This is a genomic window from Stenotrophomonas sp. 99219_Sma (assembly GCF_056480785.1).
Genome location: NZ_CM151117.1, coordinates 4,224,682 through 4,239,551, shown reverse-complemented (window position 1 = coordinate 4,239,551; position 14,870 = coordinate 4,224,682). Strand labels below are relative to the sequence as shown.

Genomic DNA, 14,870 nt, shown 5'->3' with positions numbered 1-14,870 from the left:
CGCGCGGTTCAGCCTGACCCTCTTGATGGCCGATAATGGCCGTCCTCACCACCCCCGCACCGAATCGAAGACGATGAGCGACATCCTGCAGACGATCCTGGCCCGCAAGGCCGAAGAAGTGGCCCAGCGCCGCGCCCAGCGCCCGCTCGAGGAGCTGCAGGCCGCCCTGGCCAGTGCCCCGCCGGTACGTGGCTTCGTGCGAGCCTTGCAGGCGGCGGTGGCCAACGGCGACCCGGCGGTGATCGCCGAGGTGAAGAAGGCCAGCCCCTCCAAGGGCGTCATCCGCCCGGATTTCCGCCCGGCCGACATCGCCGTCAGCTACGAGTTCGGCGGCGCCAGCTGCCTGTCGGTGCTGACCGATGTGGACTTCTTCCAGGGTGCTGATGCCTACCTGCAGCAGGCCCGTGAGGCCTGCACATTGCCGGTGCTGCGCAAGGACTTCGTGATCGACGCCTACCAGGTGTATGAGGCGCGTGTGCTGGGCGCCGACTGCATCCTGCTGATCGTCGCCGCGCTGGACGACACGCAGTTGGCCACGCTGTCCGAACTGGCGATGTCGCTGGGCATGGACGTACTGGTGGAAGTGCACGACATCGACGAGCTGGAGCGTGCGCTGCAGGTACCGGCACCGATGATCGGCATCAACAACCGCAACCTGCGCACCTTCGAGGTGTCGCTGCAGACCACGCTGGACATGCAGAAGGCGGTGCCGCGCGATCGCCTGCTGGTCACCGAGAGCGGCATCCTCGGCCCGCAGGACGTGGCGCTGATGCGCGATGCCGGCATCCACTCGTTCCTGGTGGGCGAAGCCTTCATGCGCGTGGAAGAGCCGGGCGAGGGCCTGCGTCAGCTATTCTTCGCGGCATGAAAACGCACTATCCGACGCCGCGCGACGATGCGCCGCTGGTGGTCTTCGATTTCGACCACACCCTCTACGATGGCGATTCGGGTACTCACCTGTTCGCTTCGCTGATCAAGCGCAACCCGCTGCGCATGCTGGCGGCGCTGCTGGTCACGCCGATCGCCGGGCCGATGGTGGCGCTGCTGCCGACCCGCCGTACCGGCATTTCGGTCTATGTGTGGATCGGCAGCTTCGGCCTGCACCGTGCGCGCGATTTCAACAAGGTGATCGACGCCTATGTGCTGCGCAACGAGGCGCAGATGCGCGCCAAGCTGCTGCCACAGGCGCTGGAGGTGTTCGCAGCGCACCGGGCCAAGGGTGACCGCGTGGTGGTTGCCACGGGCGCGCCACCAGAGCTGGCACGCGCGATCCTGACCTTCGTCGCCCACCAGGACGTACCGGTGATCGGCACCGAGGTCGGCCCACGGCTGGGTGGCGTCGGCCCGACCCGCCACTGCCACAACGAAGAGAAGATGCGCATGCTGCGCGAGCGCGGCTACGGCGACATCGATATCGCCTACTCCGACAGCACCGCCGACCTGCCGCTGCTGCTGGCCGCCAAGGCGCCGGTGGTGGTGAACCCGAAGCCGGGCAGGGTGGACTTCTTCCGCCGCGTGCTGCCGGCCGGCACCCGCATCCTCAACTGGGGCTGCGTGGACCGCGGCGGTGACAAGGCGTAACGCGCGGAATCCGCCGGGGATGGGATGACGGAGTGCCGGGCTGCGACCCGGTAGTGCCGGCCGCTGGCCGGCAACTTCATGATTGCGGAAGGGCTTGCGGGGTTGCCGGCCAGCGGCCGGCACTACCGAATCCCGTGCAGCTAGCGCCGGGCCATGCCCGGCGAGCGCTCAGCGCGCCAGATACCCGGTCAGCGCATGCCCGATCTGGAACAGGCTGATGCCCAGCACCAGCACGCCCACGGCCACCAGCACCCAGCGCTCCTTCAGGCGCTTCACCAGCAGTGCGGCCACCGGCGCGGCCATCATGCCGCCGATCAGCAGGCCGGCCACGATCTGCAGGTGATGCAGCCCCATCGACAGCAGGAACGTTGCTGAAACTGTCAGGGTGACCACAAACTCGGCCGCGTTCACCGTGCCGATGGTGGTGCGTGCCTGGCCGCCGCGGGCCAGCAGGGTGGAGGTGGCCACCGGCCCCCAGCCGCCCCCGCCGCTGGCATCCAGGAAGCCGGCCACGAAGCCCAGCACGGGCACCCGCTTGACCTCGCCCTTGGGCATCAGGCGGCCGGCGGCACGTGCCAGGATGATGATGGCCAGCACCAGCAGGTACAGGTAGATGAGCGGGCGGATCACCTCGCCGGGCAGCTGGGTCAGGCCGTAGGCACCCACGGCGCCGCCTACGGCGCCGGGCAGCGCCAGGCGCAGGAACAGGCGCTTATCGACATTGCCGGCGACCAGATGCGACACGCCGGAGGCGCCAGTAGTGAACACCTCGGCGGTGTGGATGGCTGCACTGGCCTGCGCGGGCGGAATGCCCATGGCCAGCATCACCGACGACGACACCAGGCCGAACGCCATGCCCAGCGCGCCGTCCACCAGCTGGGCGCCCAGGCCGATGAGGATGAACCACCAGAATGCGCTGCTCAGTTCCATGCACCGAGCCTAGCGCGTGAAAGAGTGCGGACCAAGGTCCGCACCCACCGGGTGCTCAACGGTCAACGGGTGCCGTACAGCACCACGGTCTTGCCGCGGGCGTGCAACAGGCCATCGGTCTGCAGCTTCTTCAGCACGCGGCCGGCCATTTCGCGCGAGCAGCCGACCAGGCGGGCCAGTTCCTGGCGCGAGACGCGCAGCTGGCTGCCCTGCGGATGGCTCATCGCCTCCGGCTCCTGCGCCAGGTCGTGCAGGGTGCGCACGATCCGGTCGGTAACGTCCAGGAATGCCAGGCGGCTGGCCTTGCGGCTGGTGTCGAGCAGGCGCTTGGAGATCTGCTGGCCCAGCGCGTAGAGCAGGCGCGGGGCATCGGCCGACAGCGGGCCGAGGAACAGCTGGTGCAGGCGCTCGTAGCTGATTTCGGCCAGCTCGCAGGCGGTACGGGTCCTCAGGATCACCTCGCGGCGGTCCGATTCAACGAACAGGCCCATCTCGCCGACGAACTCGCCGGCACCGAAGTAGCCCAGCACCAGCTCGCGATCGTCATCTTCCTCGGCCATGATCGAAACCGAGCCGCTGATGACGTAATACAGGGTTCCCGCCGGGTCACCGGGTCGGAAGACGTCGGTACGGGTGGGGTATCGCCGCCTGTGGCTGTGCGCCAGGAAACGATCGATTGTGGCGATATCCAGGGCCAGTGGACTGCTAGCTAGGCGCACGGTTGACACGATAGGAGCGCTCCCTCTGCGCATGAACGGATTCACGGGGTCGATAGCGGAGCTTAACCAGCGCAATTGTTAAGGGCAAACAGTGTGCCAGATGTGAGCGCTCTTCACGTTCCCCCCGGGGACAGTTTGCCCCATAATTCCCCCTTTCCCTTCTTACACAGGAATCGACCGCCGTGGTCAAGCCGTTGCCTCGCCTGAGGCTGCAGGGTTTCAACAACCTCACCAAGGCGCTGAGCTTCAACATCTATGACGTGTGTTACGCGCGCACCGAAGAGGAGCGTCAGCGTTACATTGAATACATCGATGAAGAGTACAACGCCGACAGGCTGACTCAAATCTTGACCGATGTCGCCGAGATCATCGGCGCCAACATCCTGAACGTGGCCCGCCAGGACTACGATCCGCAGGGTGCCTCGGTGACCATCCTGATCTCCGAAGAACCGGTGATCGACAAGAAGCAGGCCGGCAAGGAGCTGATCTCCGATGCCGTGGTCGCGCACATGGACAAGTCGCACATCACCGTGCACACCTATCCGGAAACGCACCCGCAGGAAGGTATCGCCACCTTCCGCGCCGACATCGACGTGGCCACCTGCGGCGTCATTTCGCCGTTGAAGGCGTTGAACTACCTGATCGAAAGCCTCGAGTCGGACATCGTGATCATGGACTACCGCGTCCGTGGCTTCACCCGCGATGTGAAGGGCAAGAAGCACTACATCGATCACAAGATCAACTCGATCCAGAACTTCCTGGCCAAGAACATCAAGTCGCGTTACGAGATGTTCGACGTCAACGTCTACCAGGAAAACATCTTCCACACGAAGATGCACCTGAAGGACTTCGACCTGGACCAGTACCTGTTCGAGGAAAAGGCCAAGAACCTGTCGTTCAAGGAACGCATGAAGATCGAAGCGCTGCTCAAGCGCGAGATCGAAGAGCTGTTCCACGGCCGGAACCTGTCCGAGTAAGCCCCATGTGCGATGCCCGCAGGCATCGCCGCCCAGGCGGGACGACCCGCCCCGTGGAACCAGTGCCCCGCACGCGTTACAGTTCCACGGTGATGTACCGACCCACGGCCCGGTGTGAAAACACCGGGCCGTTTCGTTTTTCTCAAAAAAGGTAAGGAGCCCCCACCCATGCCCTGGATCTACCTGCTGCTGGCCGGCCTGTTCGAGATCGGTTTCGCCCTCGGAATGAAGTACTCCGAAGGCTTCAGCAAACCCCTTCCCACCGCTGCCACGGTCGTGTCCGCGCTGATCAGCCTGTACCTGATGAGCCAGGCGATGAAGAGCATCCCGGTCGGTACCGCCTACGCGATCTGGACCGGTATCGGCGCCATGGGCGTGGCGGTGCTGGGCATCTACCTGTTCAACGACAGCGCATCGCCGGCACGCCTGGCCTGCGTGGGCCTGATCGTGGCCGGCGTGATCGGCCTGAAGCTGGTCTCGCCCAATTAACTGGTAGTGCCGGCCGCTGGCCGGCAACCTCCGGATCTTCTGCGGCGTCTGCGTGGTTGCCGGCCAGCGGCCGGCACTACCTGGCGGTCACAGCCGGTAGGCGATGGTCTTCATGACCTTGGAAGCCAGCGCCATCGCGCCCGGGATCGGGAACGGCAGGCGGCGTGCGCCGGCCTGCTCGGCGTGGTCCGCATGGCGGGCCTCGTCTTCTTTCATCACGGCGATGACCGCGCGGCTGCGCAGGTCGCCGGCCGGCAGGTCGACCAGGTGCTCGTCCAGGTGGGCTTCCACCTGGCGCTCGGTCTCGACCACGAAGCCCAGGTTCCAGCCGTCGCCGCGCAGCCCGGCCAGGGTGCCGATGGTGTAGCTGCCGGCGTACCAGAGCGGGTTGAACAGGCTCGGACGGCTGTCCAGTTCGCCCAGGCGGGTGGCGCACCAGGCCAGGTGGTCGGTTTCTTCCTGGGCCGCTTCCAGCAGGTGTTCACGCGTGGCCGGGTCGCGGGCCACGGCCGCCTGGCCGAAGTAAAGGCCCTGTGCGCAGACCTCGCCGACGTGGTTGATCCGCATCAGGCCGGCCGCGTGGCGGCGTTCGGTGCTGTCCATGCCCGGCTCGTCGGTGTCCGCAGCCGGATAGGGGCGGGCCGCCGGCGGGTTGCCGAACACCGTGTCCAGGGCGCGCTGCGCCTCGGTCAGCAGGTGGTCCAGCGGGGTGATCTGGCGGAGCACGGTCATGGCGGTACACGGTGGGGCGGAAGACCCCGCGATTCTCGCCCGACCCCGTCCCCCTGCCAACCCGGTCAAGGGCCGGCTTGCAACGGGGGGCTGACCTGCGTACAATCCCGCCTCTTACGCTTCACCTTTTCACAACGCGTGGCAGAGTTCCGGCGAGCCTTTCGCCGCAATGAGCCCGACCTAACCTAGAGTTCTTCATGAGCACTTTCACTGCCAAGAACGAGACCGTCCAGCGCGACTGGTACCTCGTCGACGCCGAGGGCAAGACCCTGGGCCGTCTCGCCACCGAGCTGGCCCGCCGTCTGCGTGGCAAGCACAAGCCGGTCTACACCCCGCACGTTGATACCGGCGACTACCTGGTCGTCATCAATGCAGAAAAGATTGCCGTCACCGGCAAGAAGCTGCAGGACAAGATGTATCACCGTTTCACCGGTTACATCGGCAACCTGAAGACCGAATCCCTGGCACAGGCGCTGGAGCGCCACCCGGAGCGCGTGATCGAGATCGCCGTGAAGGGCATGCTGCCGAAGGGCCCGCTGGGTCGCCAGATGTACCGCAAGCTCAAGGTCTACGCCGGCACTGAGCATCCGCACGCCGCACAGCAGCCGCAGGTTCTGGATATCTAATCATGGCTATCACTCAAAACTACGGCACTGGCCGCCGCAAGTCCTCCACCGCTCGCGTGTTCCTGCGCAAGGGTTCGGGCAACATCACCGTCAATGGCCGTCCGCTGGACGAGTTCTTCGGTCGTGAGACCGCGCGCATGATCGTGCGCCAGCCGCTCGAGCTGACCAAGAACACCGAAAGCTTCGACATCCTGGTCACCGCCGCTGGCGGCGGCACCACCGGCCAGGCCGGTGCGATCCGTCTGGGCATCGCCCGTGCTCTGGTCGAGTACGACGAAACCCTGAAGTCCGAGCTGCGCAAGGCTGGCTTCATGACCCGTGACGCCCGTGAAGTCGAGCGTAAGAAGGTCGGTCTGCACAAGGCTCGCCGCGCCACCCAGTTCTCCAAGCGCTGATCTACCGCGCCTGGTTGGGCTCCTTCGGGGGCCCGCTGGTTGGACAAGCAAAAGCCCGGCTTCGGCCGGGCTTTTGTCGTTCTGGGGAGCGCATTTCGAGGTTGCCGGCCAGCGGCCGGCACTACCCGGGGGGCATGTCAGCAGGGCGGGGTTCTGCAGAAAGGGATCCCGCCCCGGACGCCTTTCTGGGGAAGAGCCCCCTTGTTGTTCAAGGGGGTGCGCCGACAGGCGCGGGGATAAGGCGGGATGCGTGACCAAACAAAAAAGAAAAAAGCCTGATCTTTCGATCAGGCTTTTTTCTTTTTTGTTTGGCTGCCCCGGATGGATTCGAACCACCGAATGCCTGAGTCAGAGTCAGGTGCCTTACCGCTTGGCGACGGGGCAAAACGTGCAACTATTTTCTCACTTTTCACGCTGAAAAACAACTTGATTTTCAGTGTGGTGGCTATGGGTGGACTCGAACCACCGACCCCAGCATTATGAGTGCTGTGCTCTAACCGGCTGAGCTACATAGCCTTGGTGAGCCCGCTATTCTGCGGATGTGTATCGCCCCTGTCAACACTTTTGTATCGTGCTTGTGGGCCGACAGGCGGCATGGGATAGTCCCGACCAGTAGATTTTTTAGGAGTCCGCATCGTGATCGATCCGGACGGCTATCGACCGAACGTCGGCATTGTGCTGATGCGGCAGGACGGCCAGGTGTTCTGGGCACGACGTGTGCGCCGGGACGGCTGGCAGTTCCCGCAGGGTGGCATGAATACCGACGAGACGCCTGTCGAGGCCATGTATCGTGAACTGCAGGAAGAGACCGGCCTGCTGCCTGAGCACGTGGAAGTGCTCGGGGCAACGCCCGGCTGGCTGCGTTACAAGCTGCCGGCGCGGGCCATCCGCCGCAACGAGCGGCAGGTCTGCATCGGCCAGAAGCAGGTCTGGTTCCTGCTGCGCCTGACCGGCGACGAGTCCCACGTGAAGCTGGACCACACCGACTCACCCGAGTTTGACCACTGGCGCTGGGTGGACTTCTGGTACCCGGTGGAGCACGTGGTGATGTTCAAGCGTGGCGTCTATGCGCGCGCCTTGCGACATCTGGCGCCGTTGGCGCGCGGGGTGGCCGGGCAGGGCGTGACCGCCATGCCCAAGAGCGCTGCGGAGGCCTGGATGCCGGGCCATACCGCCGGGCATGACCGCCCACGCAAGCGCCCACGGACCCGCGGCTACTGGCCGAAGAAGGCCACCGGCGATGGTCCGGCCACGTGACCGGCTGAACCGTATCGAGAATGGTTCAGGTCTCTGATTGACAACCATTCTCGTTTCCATTGGAATAGCCAACAGGCCACTCTTGGCCTGTCAGCCCGGTTCACGCCTGTGTACGTCTGCATCTGCAACGGAGTCACCGACCACCAGATCCGCGAAGCCGCCAGCCATGGCGTCAGCACGGTGGCCGAACTGACCATGCGTACAGGGTGTGGTGCCACCTGCGGTTCCTGCCTGGACATGGCCGGCGACCTGCTGGCCAAGGCGCGTGCGACCCACGATCTGCCGCTGCCGGTATTGGGCCTGGCCCAGGTCGCCTGATCGCCTTTTCGCGGCGCGTTGACGCCGCGCTTTCGCATCCTTCACGTGCGGCCGCGCAGGCCAATGCGCACGATTCGCGTTCCTTCACGGCCGCGCGCAAGGCGTTAAAGTGCCTGCGTTTTCAGCGTGCAGGAGCACCCCCATGAAGGGCGACACCAAGGTCATCGAATTCCTCAACAAGGTCCTCTACAACGAGCTGACCGCGATCAACCAGTACTTCCTGCACGCCAAGATGCTGAAGAACTGGGGCATCAAGGAGCTGGCCGAACACGAGTACAAGGAATCGATCGACGAGATGAAGCATGCCGACATGCTTGCCGACCGCATCCTGTTCCTCGAAGGCCTGCCGAATTTCCAGGCGCTGGGCAAGCTGCGCATCGGCGAGAACCCGACCGAGATCCTGCAGTGCGACCTGTCGCTGGAGCGCGACGGCGTAGTGACCCTGCGCGACGCCGTGGCCTACTCCGATTCGGTGGGCGACTACGTCAGCCGCCAGCTGTTCGTGAAGATCCTCGACTCGGAAGAAGAACACATCGACTGGCTGGAAACCCAGCTCGACCTGATCGAGCGTATCGGCGAGCCGAAGTACCTGCTCAGCAAGCTGGAAGAGTGACTAGCGTCGAGCTTGCTCGACTGTGATCAGCATGGCGATGGTCGAGCAAGCTCGACGCTACCGATGCTGTGCCAGGTAGCCCGTCAGCGCCACGCGCGCCCGGGCGAATTCGGCAACCAGCAGCGCCACCGCCACCGCGGGGCGCTGCAGGCTGCCACTACGGGCTTCGTGCTCGATCCGCTGCGCGATTGCCGACAGCGACAACGCCCCCACGTTCGCACTCGATGATTTAAGGCTGTGGGCGATTGCCTGCAGTCGCGGCTCGTCGCTGCTCTGCGCGGCCTGCTGCAGCTGCTGCACCATCGCCGGCGCATCCTCCAGGAACACCGAGACGATCTGGAGGGCGGTATCGCCGATCACCGCGTGCAGTTCGTCCAGCACATCACGGTCCAGCACCGGTTGCGTCACCGCTTGGCTTTTCGTCTCTTGTAGAGCCGGGCCATGCTCGGCTGATGGAGCGCGACTGCTATTGGCCGTCAGCCGAGCATGGCTCGGCTCTACAGAAGGCCGTGCAGGTGATGCAGCTCTACCGCCCCCCCAGCGCCTCAACAGCGCATGCAAGGTGGCGCGTGCGATCGGCTTGGACAGGTAGTCGTCCATGCCGGCCTGCAGGCAGCGTTCGCGGTCACCGGCCATGGCGTTGGCCGTCATCGCGATGATCGGCAACCGCGAGCACCCGGTTTCCGTTTCTTCCGCACGCCAGCGGCGCGTGGCGGCGTAGCCGTCCAGCACCGGCATCTGGCAATCCATCAGCACCACGTCCACGCCGCCTTCGCGAAGGGCGGCCAGTGCCTGCTTGCCGTCGGCGGCGTTGCGCACCTCGCACTGGAACACGCGCAGCAGATGCTCGGCCACCATCCGGTTGACCGTGTTGTCTTCCACCAGCAGCACGCGCAGGTGCAATGGCGGCAGCGTCGGTGCGGGCAAGCCGTCTTCGGCATTGGCCAGCAGGGCGGCAGGGCGGGCAGGCGTGGCAGGCGCCGCCAGCAGTGCATGCAGGGCTGCATCATCGAAATGCGGGAGCAGCTGGCGTTGGCGCGGGCGTTGTGCAGGCGTGTCTTCCTGCAGCCACAGTACCTGCAGTGCATCATCGTCGCCGCGCTCGGCCAGCGCCTGCTGCAGCGTGACCTCGCCGTTGCGGCGGGTGCGGGAATCGACAATCAGCCATGCCGGTGCTGGTTGTCCGGGCCGCGCGGGAGCGCGCAGGCGCTCGACCACGGCATCCAGCTGTGCCAGCACCTGCACCTGCAGCCCATGGTGGGCGGCGATGCGCTCGATGCGTGCCTGCAGCGTTGCATCGGCGCTGAACAACAGTAGCGCTGCGGGGGCGCGCGCCATCGCAGGCAGGTCGCCGGGTACTTTCAGCAGCGGGATCTCGAACCAGAACGTTGCGCCCTGGCCGGGCGTGGACTGCACGCCGATCTGCCCGTGCATCAGGTCGATGATGCGCTTGCAGATGGCCAGGCCCAGGCCGGTGCCACCGTAGATGCGCGTGGTCGAGGCATCGGCCTGGCTGAAGGACTGGAACAGGCGTGCCTGCAGTGCCTCATCGATGCCGATGCCGGTGTCGATGATCTCGAAGCGCAGCTGGTGCTGGGCCGCACCTTCGCCCAGGCGCTGCACGCACAGCTGCACCTGGCCGCGGGCGGTGAACTTGATGGCGTTGGCCAGCAGGTTGCTCAGCACCTGGCGCAGGCGTACCGGGTCGCCACGCACCGGCAGGCGCACCGATGGGTCAAGCTGCATGGCCAGGGACAGGCCCTTGGCATCGGCGGCGCGCTGCATCAGCTGCACCACGCCATCGAGCAGGTCGCGCAGGTTGAAGCTGGTGATCTCCAGTTCCAGCGCCTGCGCTTCCAGCCGGGAGTAGTCGAGGATGTCGTCGACGATGCGCAGCAGCTGCTGTGAACTGGCCGAAGCGGTGGCCAGCATCTGCCGCTGGTCCTCACCCAGCGGCCCGCGCGCGATCAGCTCCAGCATCGGCAGGATGCCGTTGAGCGGCGTGCGGATCTCGTGGCTCATCGTGGCCAGGAACTCGCCCTTGGCCAGCACGGCCGCTTCGGCGGCCTGCTTGGCCTGCAGCAGCTGCTGTTCCAGCTGGCCCTGGCGTTCGGTGGTATGGCGCAGCTGGTCGCGCTCGGCGGCCAGCGCGCTGTGCTCGCGCTGCAGCTGGGCCAGTGCCCGGCTGCGCGCGCGCAGGCGCATGCCCAACAGCAGCAGTGCGACGGCCGCAGCAAGGGCAACCAGCAGCACGCCCCACAGCGGCACCTCAGAGCACCGCGTTGTGGAAGTCGAAGTTCAGGTCACTGCCGGCCGACTGCACCATGTTGCCCTGGATGTAATCGACGCCGCCGACCCACATCGCTGCCGCGGCCTGCGGGTCCTCGATCTGCTGGCCGATGATCTGCAGCCCGGCGGCATGCGCCTGTTCGATCGCCTTGCGCAGTTCCTCGCGCGTGGCCGGGTTGGAATGGCTGCTGGAGAAACGCGCGGCCATGCGCACGAACGACAGCGGCAGCTGGGTCAGCAGTGCATCGGCTTCGCCACTGGGTTCGAACTGGCTCAGGCAGAAGCGCACGCCGGCGCCGGCCATGCGCTGGCAGAACTGCTGCAGCGGCACGGTGTGGATCAGCGCGTCGGGCAGGCGCACGTCGATCACCAGCGCACTGCCGGGCAGGTCACGCTGCTGCAGCGATTCCAGCAGCCAGTCGCCAAAGGCATCGCGCTGCAGGGTGCGCAGCGACTGCGAAACGAACAGGTTCAGCGGTTGCGTTGCGTGCCGGTACAGGTCCAGCAGGCCCAGCGCATGGTCCATCACCTGCTGGTCGAGGTCGGCGATGCGGCCTGCCGCTTCGGCGGCGGGAATCACCTGGCCGGCCGCCAGCACCGTGCCGTCGGCCTGGCGCAGGCGCAGCAGCAGCTGGTACTGCGCGGTGTTGCCACCGGCGACAGCGACGATCGGCTGATAGGCCAGCTCCAGCTGGCCTTCCAGCAGTGCCAGGTGTTCCTGTTCGGTGACGGCCTGGCGATGCACGTGGCCTGCCACGCCGGCGCTGAGCAGGCGTGCCTGCAGGGTGGTGCGCTCGACCGCTTCCAGTGCGGCGTTGGCATCGTCGAAGCCCGGCGACAGCGGCGCGTAACCCACCACGCCGCGCAGATGCACCGATTCATCATCGCGGATCACGAAGGCGCGCGCCGAGAGCTGCTCACGCAGGGTCGCGGCGATGCTTTCCAGGCTGTCTTCATCGGTATTGCGGGCCAGCAGCAGGAAGCTGTTGTCGTTCAGGCGTGCCAGCAGGTGCGGATGGCCGGCCTCGGCCAGGCGCTGCCCGGCCTGCACCATCAGGCGCTCGAAGGCGGCGTAGCCATAGCGTTCGCGCAGGCCCAGCGCGCTGGCCACTTCAATGAAGAACACGCCGCCCCGGTCGCGGTGGGTGAGGGTGGCGTTGAGTTGCTGCAGCACGTGGTGACGTGTCGGCAGGCCGGTTTCCGGATTGCTGGTGGCCGGTGCGCCGGTAGCACCAGGCAGGGTTGCTGCCTGCGCACGTGCGCGGCGGATGCGGTTGGCCACCGCCGCGATCAGGTGGCGGGGGCGGATCGGCTTGCTCAGGTAATCGTCGGCGCCACTGTCGAGCACCTCGAACTGGCGCTCCGGGTCCGGATCGCCGCTCAGGAACACGATCGGCAGCAACTGCAGGCCAGGCTGCTGGCGGATCAGCGCGGTCAGGCGCATGCCGTCCAGGCCGGGCAGGTGCAGGTCCATCAGGATCAGGTCGGGCCGATGCTCCTTGATCGCCTGCAGCGCGCCGTCGGCATCGCTGTGCACGATCGCCTGCATGCCGGCGCCATGCAGCACGCTCTGTGCGAACAGGGCCTGCGCGCGGTCGTCCTCGACGATCAGCACGCGGTAGGGCGAATCGGAGGGCGGCGGCGCCTGGTCGTTGTTGCCAGCCTCGGCCAGCACGGCCGGGGCCGGCAACGGCGGCGGTGCGCTGCCGATCGATGCGGGTGCGTCGGAGGCGGCCAGCGGCGGAACCGCGGCCGGCGCTGCGGCGACCGCGCTCGCCGGTTCAGCGGTCCAGCGTTGCCAATGATCGGCCGGAGGGGTTTCAGCGCGTCCCGGGCGGGCGCCCGCGGGGGATTCGTTTGCGGCCATCGGTGCTCCTGGTGTTCGCGTCCATTATGCGACAAGCCCGGCGATCAACCGGTACCGGGCTGGCGTGGACTGTCGGGCGACGCACTGCGTGCCAGCCAGCGCACGCCCTTCCACAGGGCGCGCCAGACCAGCCACACCAGCAGCGCGCCGGCCAGGCTGCAGGCCAGCACCACGATCAGCGCGATCCACGGGTGTGCCAGGGCCAGGGCCAGGCCACCGACCACCACGGTGTCCTCGGCGGCGGAGGCCACCCAGTTGCTGGCAGGCTCGGGCGATGTATTGAGCAGGGCGCGGGTGCCGGCCTTCAGGCCATGGCTGGCCAGCGCGACACCGGCACCGGCAGCAAGTGCGCCGGTGCCCAGCTGCCCATCCGGCGACAGCGTGGCTGCGGCAAGGAAGGCACCTGCGGGTACGCGTGCCAGGGTCTGCACCAGATCCCACGCCGAGTCGACGCCGGGAATCTTGTCGGCGAAGAATTCGGTTACCGCCAGCGCTGCCGAGGTGCCCAGCACCCACCACGATTCGGTGGCCTGCAGGGCCGGCGGCAGGTCGACCCAGCCGAGCAGGCCGGCCAGGCCGACACCGAACACGGTGAGGTAGACGCGGATGCCGGCCAGCCAGGCCAGCAGGATGCCGATCACGAACAGGTGGGCTTCGGTCATGGCGATGCTCCGGCGACGGAACTGTGCAGGGGACCACACTATCGACGATGGCATGCCTGAACGCCACAGACGGTGGCTCGCCACTGCGCAGGAAACACCCCCGTCCTGTCATACACTAGCCCGTCGTTTGCCACAGGGGCCGTACCGGTGTCGCCCTCGCGATGCCCCGGAATCCACCCATGACCAACCGTCCTCCCATGCGCGTGCAGGTTCGCCTGCCCGGCGCGCCGCAACCGCCGGCCGACCGTCGCCGCCTGCTGGTGATCGGCGGCATCTGGCTGCTCAGCCTGGTGCTGGCCGTGCTGGGTGGCTGCTGGATGGCCACGCCGCGCGATGCACAGGGCCAGCGCCTGCAGGCCGCCGAGAAGCGCGCCGAGACGTTGCAGGCGCAGCTGACCGAACTGCGCCAGAAGCAGGCCACGCTGGAAGCCTCCGACCGCATCAGCCGCGCCGCCAACACCGAGGTGCAGTCCTCGCTGGCCGAACGCGATGAGGAAATCGCCGGCCTGCGTGCCGACGTTGCCTTCTATGAGCGCCTGGTGGGTTCGACCAGCCAGCGCAAGGGCCTGAACACCCATTCGATCGAGTTCAGCCCGGAAGCGGCCGGCACCTGGCAGTACACCGCCGTGCTGACACAGAACCTCAACCGCGGCGCCATCAGCCAGGGGCAGATGCGTTTCACCGTGGAAGGCGTCAAGAACGGCAAGCTGGCCACGATCAGCTGGGATGATCTGCACCAGCGCAGCAAGGTACCGGGACAGGATTACTCGTTCCGGTACTTCCAGCAGCTCACCGGCAGCGTGATGCTGCCGGCTGACTTCACCCCGCAACGCGTGCGGGTGACATTGGGGAGTGGTACGGGGGGTACCACCCAGGTATTCGACTGGAAACAGGCCGGTGCGCCGGCCGCCAAAGGGGAGTAGGCAGATGTTCGGAAGCAGCAAATCCAACCGTGAAGGCCAGCTGGTGGTGGATGCCCTGATCGGCAACCAAGTGGTGATCCGCGGTGATGTGGAATTCAGTGGTGGCCTGTATGTGGAAGGCCGCATCCACGGCAAGGTGATCGCCGCCGAAGGCGCCAGTGGCGCGACCCTGACGGTCGCCGAGCATGGCGTGATCGAAGGTGAGATCCGTGCCCAGGTGGTGGTCATCAGTGGACGCCTGGACGGCGACGTGCATGCCACCGAGAAGGTCGAACTGACCCCGAGCGCGCGGGTCAATGGCAATGTCCATTACCAGGTGGTGGAGATGAATGCGGGTGCCCAGCTGAACGGCCGCCTGATCCATGCCAGCGCCCCGATGGCGGCCCTGCCGGCCCCGGAAGGTGATGAGGCCAATGGCGGCAAGGGTGACACCGCCGCACGCCGCAAGCTGGCCGAGGCGATGGCTTGAAAGCCATCGTCGGCACCCCCATG

At 66.5% G+C, this 14,870-nt stretch carries 17 protein-coding genes and 2 tRNA genes; 11 read left to right on the top strand and 8 right to left on the bottom strand.

What is annotated here, in order from left to right:
* The first annotated feature begins 73 nt into the window (after positions 1-73).
* Together trpC and ACZK13_RS19320 are read left to right on the top strand one after the other, a co-directional pair.
* A complete protein-coding gene (gene trpC / locus ACZK13_RS19325; protein ID WP_088027608.1) occupies positions 74-868 on the top strand; it encodes an indole-3-glycerol phosphate synthase TrpC in 795 nt (264 codons plus the stop codon).
* On the top strand, positions 865-1,581 hold the full coding sequence (locus tag ACZK13_RS19320; protein ID WP_125895884.1) for a haloacid dehalogenase-like hydrolase: 717 nt from the start codon (positions 865-867) through the stop codon (positions 1,579-1,581). The genes trpC and ACZK13_RS19320 overlap by 4 nt, the downstream gene beginning before the upstream one ends.
* Before the next feature lie 168 nt (positions 1,582-1,749).
* On the opposite strand, the gene ACZK13_RS19315 is transcribed toward ACZK13_RS19320, so the two are convergent.
* Positions 1,750-2,511, bottom strand: coding sequence for a sulfite exporter TauE/SafE family protein (locus tag ACZK13_RS19315; RefSeq protein WP_014038735.1), 762 nt, complete (start codon positions 2,509-2,511; stop codon positions 1,750-1,752).
* A gap of 62 nt (positions 2,512-2,573) precedes the next feature.
* On the bottom strand, positions 2,574-3,263 hold the full coding sequence (gene crp, locus ACZK13_RS19310; protein WP_010482649.1) for a cAMP-activated global transcriptional regulator CRP: 690 nt from the start codon (positions 3,261-3,263) through the stop codon (positions 2,574-2,576).
* A gap of 149 nt (positions 3,264-3,412) precedes the next feature.
* Between crp and speD the strand changes: the two genes are divergently transcribed.
* Positions 3,413-4,207: an adenosylmethionine decarboxylase gene (speD, locus tag ACZK13_RS19305; protein WP_006473908.1), complete on the top strand. Its 795-nt coding sequence runs from the start codon at positions 3,413-3,415 to the stop codon at positions 4,205-4,207.
* Positions 4,208-4,375: 168 nt separating this feature from the next.
* Complete coding sequence (locus tag ACZK13_RS19300) at positions 4,376-4,696, top strand: DMT family transporter (RefSeq protein ID WP_005411314.1); 321 nt, start codon at positions 4,376-4,378, stop codon at positions 4,694-4,696.
* 87 nt (positions 4,697-4,783) lie between these two features.
* Here the strand turns inward: ACZK13_RS19300 and coq7 are convergent, their stop codons facing one another.
* Positions 4,784-5,428: a 2-polyprenyl-3-methyl-6-methoxy-1,4-benzoquinone monooxygenase gene (gene coq7 / locus ACZK13_RS19295; protein WP_049401665.1), complete on the bottom strand. Its 645-nt coding sequence runs from the start codon at positions 5,426-5,428 to the stop codon at positions 4,784-4,786.
* A 197-nt stretch (positions 5,429-5,625) separates the two neighbouring features.
* Here coq7 and rplM point away from each other — a divergent pair, with 197 nt between their 5' ends.
* Together rplM and rpsI are read left to right on the top strand one after the other, a co-directional pair.
* The gene (rplM, locus tag ACZK13_RS19290) at positions 5,626-6,054 is read left to right on the top strand and encodes a 50S ribosomal protein L13 (protein ID WP_005414692.1); all 429 of its coding nucleotides are present in this window, start codon (positions 5,626-5,628) and stop codon (positions 6,052-6,054) included.
* Positions 6,055-6,056: 2 nt separating this feature from the next.
* A complete protein-coding gene (gene rpsI / locus ACZK13_RS19285) occupies positions 6,057-6,449 on the top strand; it encodes a 30S ribosomal protein S9 (protein ID WP_005411311.1) in 393 nt (130 codons plus the stop codon).
* Positions 6,450-6,758: 309 nt separating this feature from the next.
* Here the strand turns inward: rpsI and ACZK13_RS19280 are convergent.
* Together ACZK13_RS19280 and ACZK13_RS19275 are read right to left on the bottom strand one after the other, a co-directional pair.
* A tRNA-Gln gene (locus ACZK13_RS19280) sits at positions 6,759-6,833 on the bottom strand.
* A gap of 55 nt (positions 6,834-6,888) precedes the next feature.
* Positions 6,889-6,965 (bottom strand) — tRNA-Met (locus ACZK13_RS19275).
* Positions 6,966-7,085: 120 nt separating this feature from the next.
* Between ACZK13_RS19275 and ACZK13_RS19270 the strand changes: the two genes are divergently transcribed.
* From ACZK13_RS19270 to bfr, 3 genes are all read left to right on the top strand, one after another.
* Complete coding sequence (locus ACZK13_RS19270; RefSeq protein WP_032127170.1) at positions 7,086-7,706, top strand: RNA pyrophosphohydrolase; 621 nt, start codon at positions 7,086-7,088, stop codon at positions 7,704-7,706.
* Between the two features lie 108 nt (positions 7,707-7,814).
* Entirely contained in the window at positions 7,815-8,024 is a 210-nt protein-coding gene (locus ACZK13_RS19265; RefSeq protein ID WP_005411309.1) for a (2Fe-2S)-binding protein, read from the top strand.
* Between the two features lie 142 nt (positions 8,025-8,166).
* Positions 8,167-8,637 (top strand): bacterioferritin, encoded by a 471-nt coding sequence (bfr, locus tag ACZK13_RS19260; RefSeq protein WP_478482076.1) that lies wholly within the window; start codon positions 8,167-8,169, stop codon positions 8,635-8,637.
* 57 nt (positions 8,638-8,694) lie between these two features.
* Here the strand turns inward: bfr and ACZK13_RS19255 are convergent, their stop codons facing one another.
* From ACZK13_RS19255 to ACZK13_RS19245, 3 genes are read right to left on the bottom strand one after another with little or no spacing between them, the layout of a single operon-like run.
* Complete coding sequence (locus ACZK13_RS19255; RefSeq protein ID WP_478482074.1) at positions 8,695-10,905, bottom strand: ATP-binding protein; 2,211 nt, start codon at positions 10,903-10,905, stop codon at positions 8,695-8,697.
* A 1-nt stretch (position 10,906) separates the two neighbouring features.
* Positions 10,907-12,793 (bottom strand): EAL domain-containing protein, encoded by a 1,887-nt coding sequence (locus ACZK13_RS19250; RefSeq protein ID WP_049424052.1) that lies wholly within the window; start codon positions 12,791-12,793, stop codon positions 10,907-10,909.
* 44 nt (positions 12,794-12,837) lie between these two features.
* Positions 12,838-13,455 carry a DUF4126 domain-containing protein gene (locus ACZK13_RS19245; protein WP_049461254.1) on the bottom strand — a complete coding sequence of 206 codons (618 nt, stop codon included), beginning with the start codon at positions 13,453-13,455 and terminating at the stop codon, positions 12,838-12,840.
* 179 nt (positions 13,456-13,634) lie between these two features.
* Here ACZK13_RS19245 and ACZK13_RS19240 point away from each other — a divergent pair, with 179 nt between their 5' ends.
* Both ACZK13_RS19240 and ACZK13_RS19235 read left to right on the top strand, forming a co-directional pair.
* Positions 13,635-14,378 (top strand): DUF6776 family protein, encoded by a 744-nt coding sequence (locus ACZK13_RS19240; protein WP_019336613.1) that lies wholly within the window; start codon positions 13,635-13,637, stop codon positions 14,376-14,378.
* 4 nt (positions 14,379-14,382) lie between these two features.
* A complete protein-coding gene (locus tag ACZK13_RS19235) occupies positions 14,383-14,847 on the top strand; it encodes a bactofilin family protein (RefSeq protein WP_006398829.1) in 465 nt (154 codons plus the stop codon).
* Positions 14,848-14,870 lie beyond the last annotated feature (23 nt).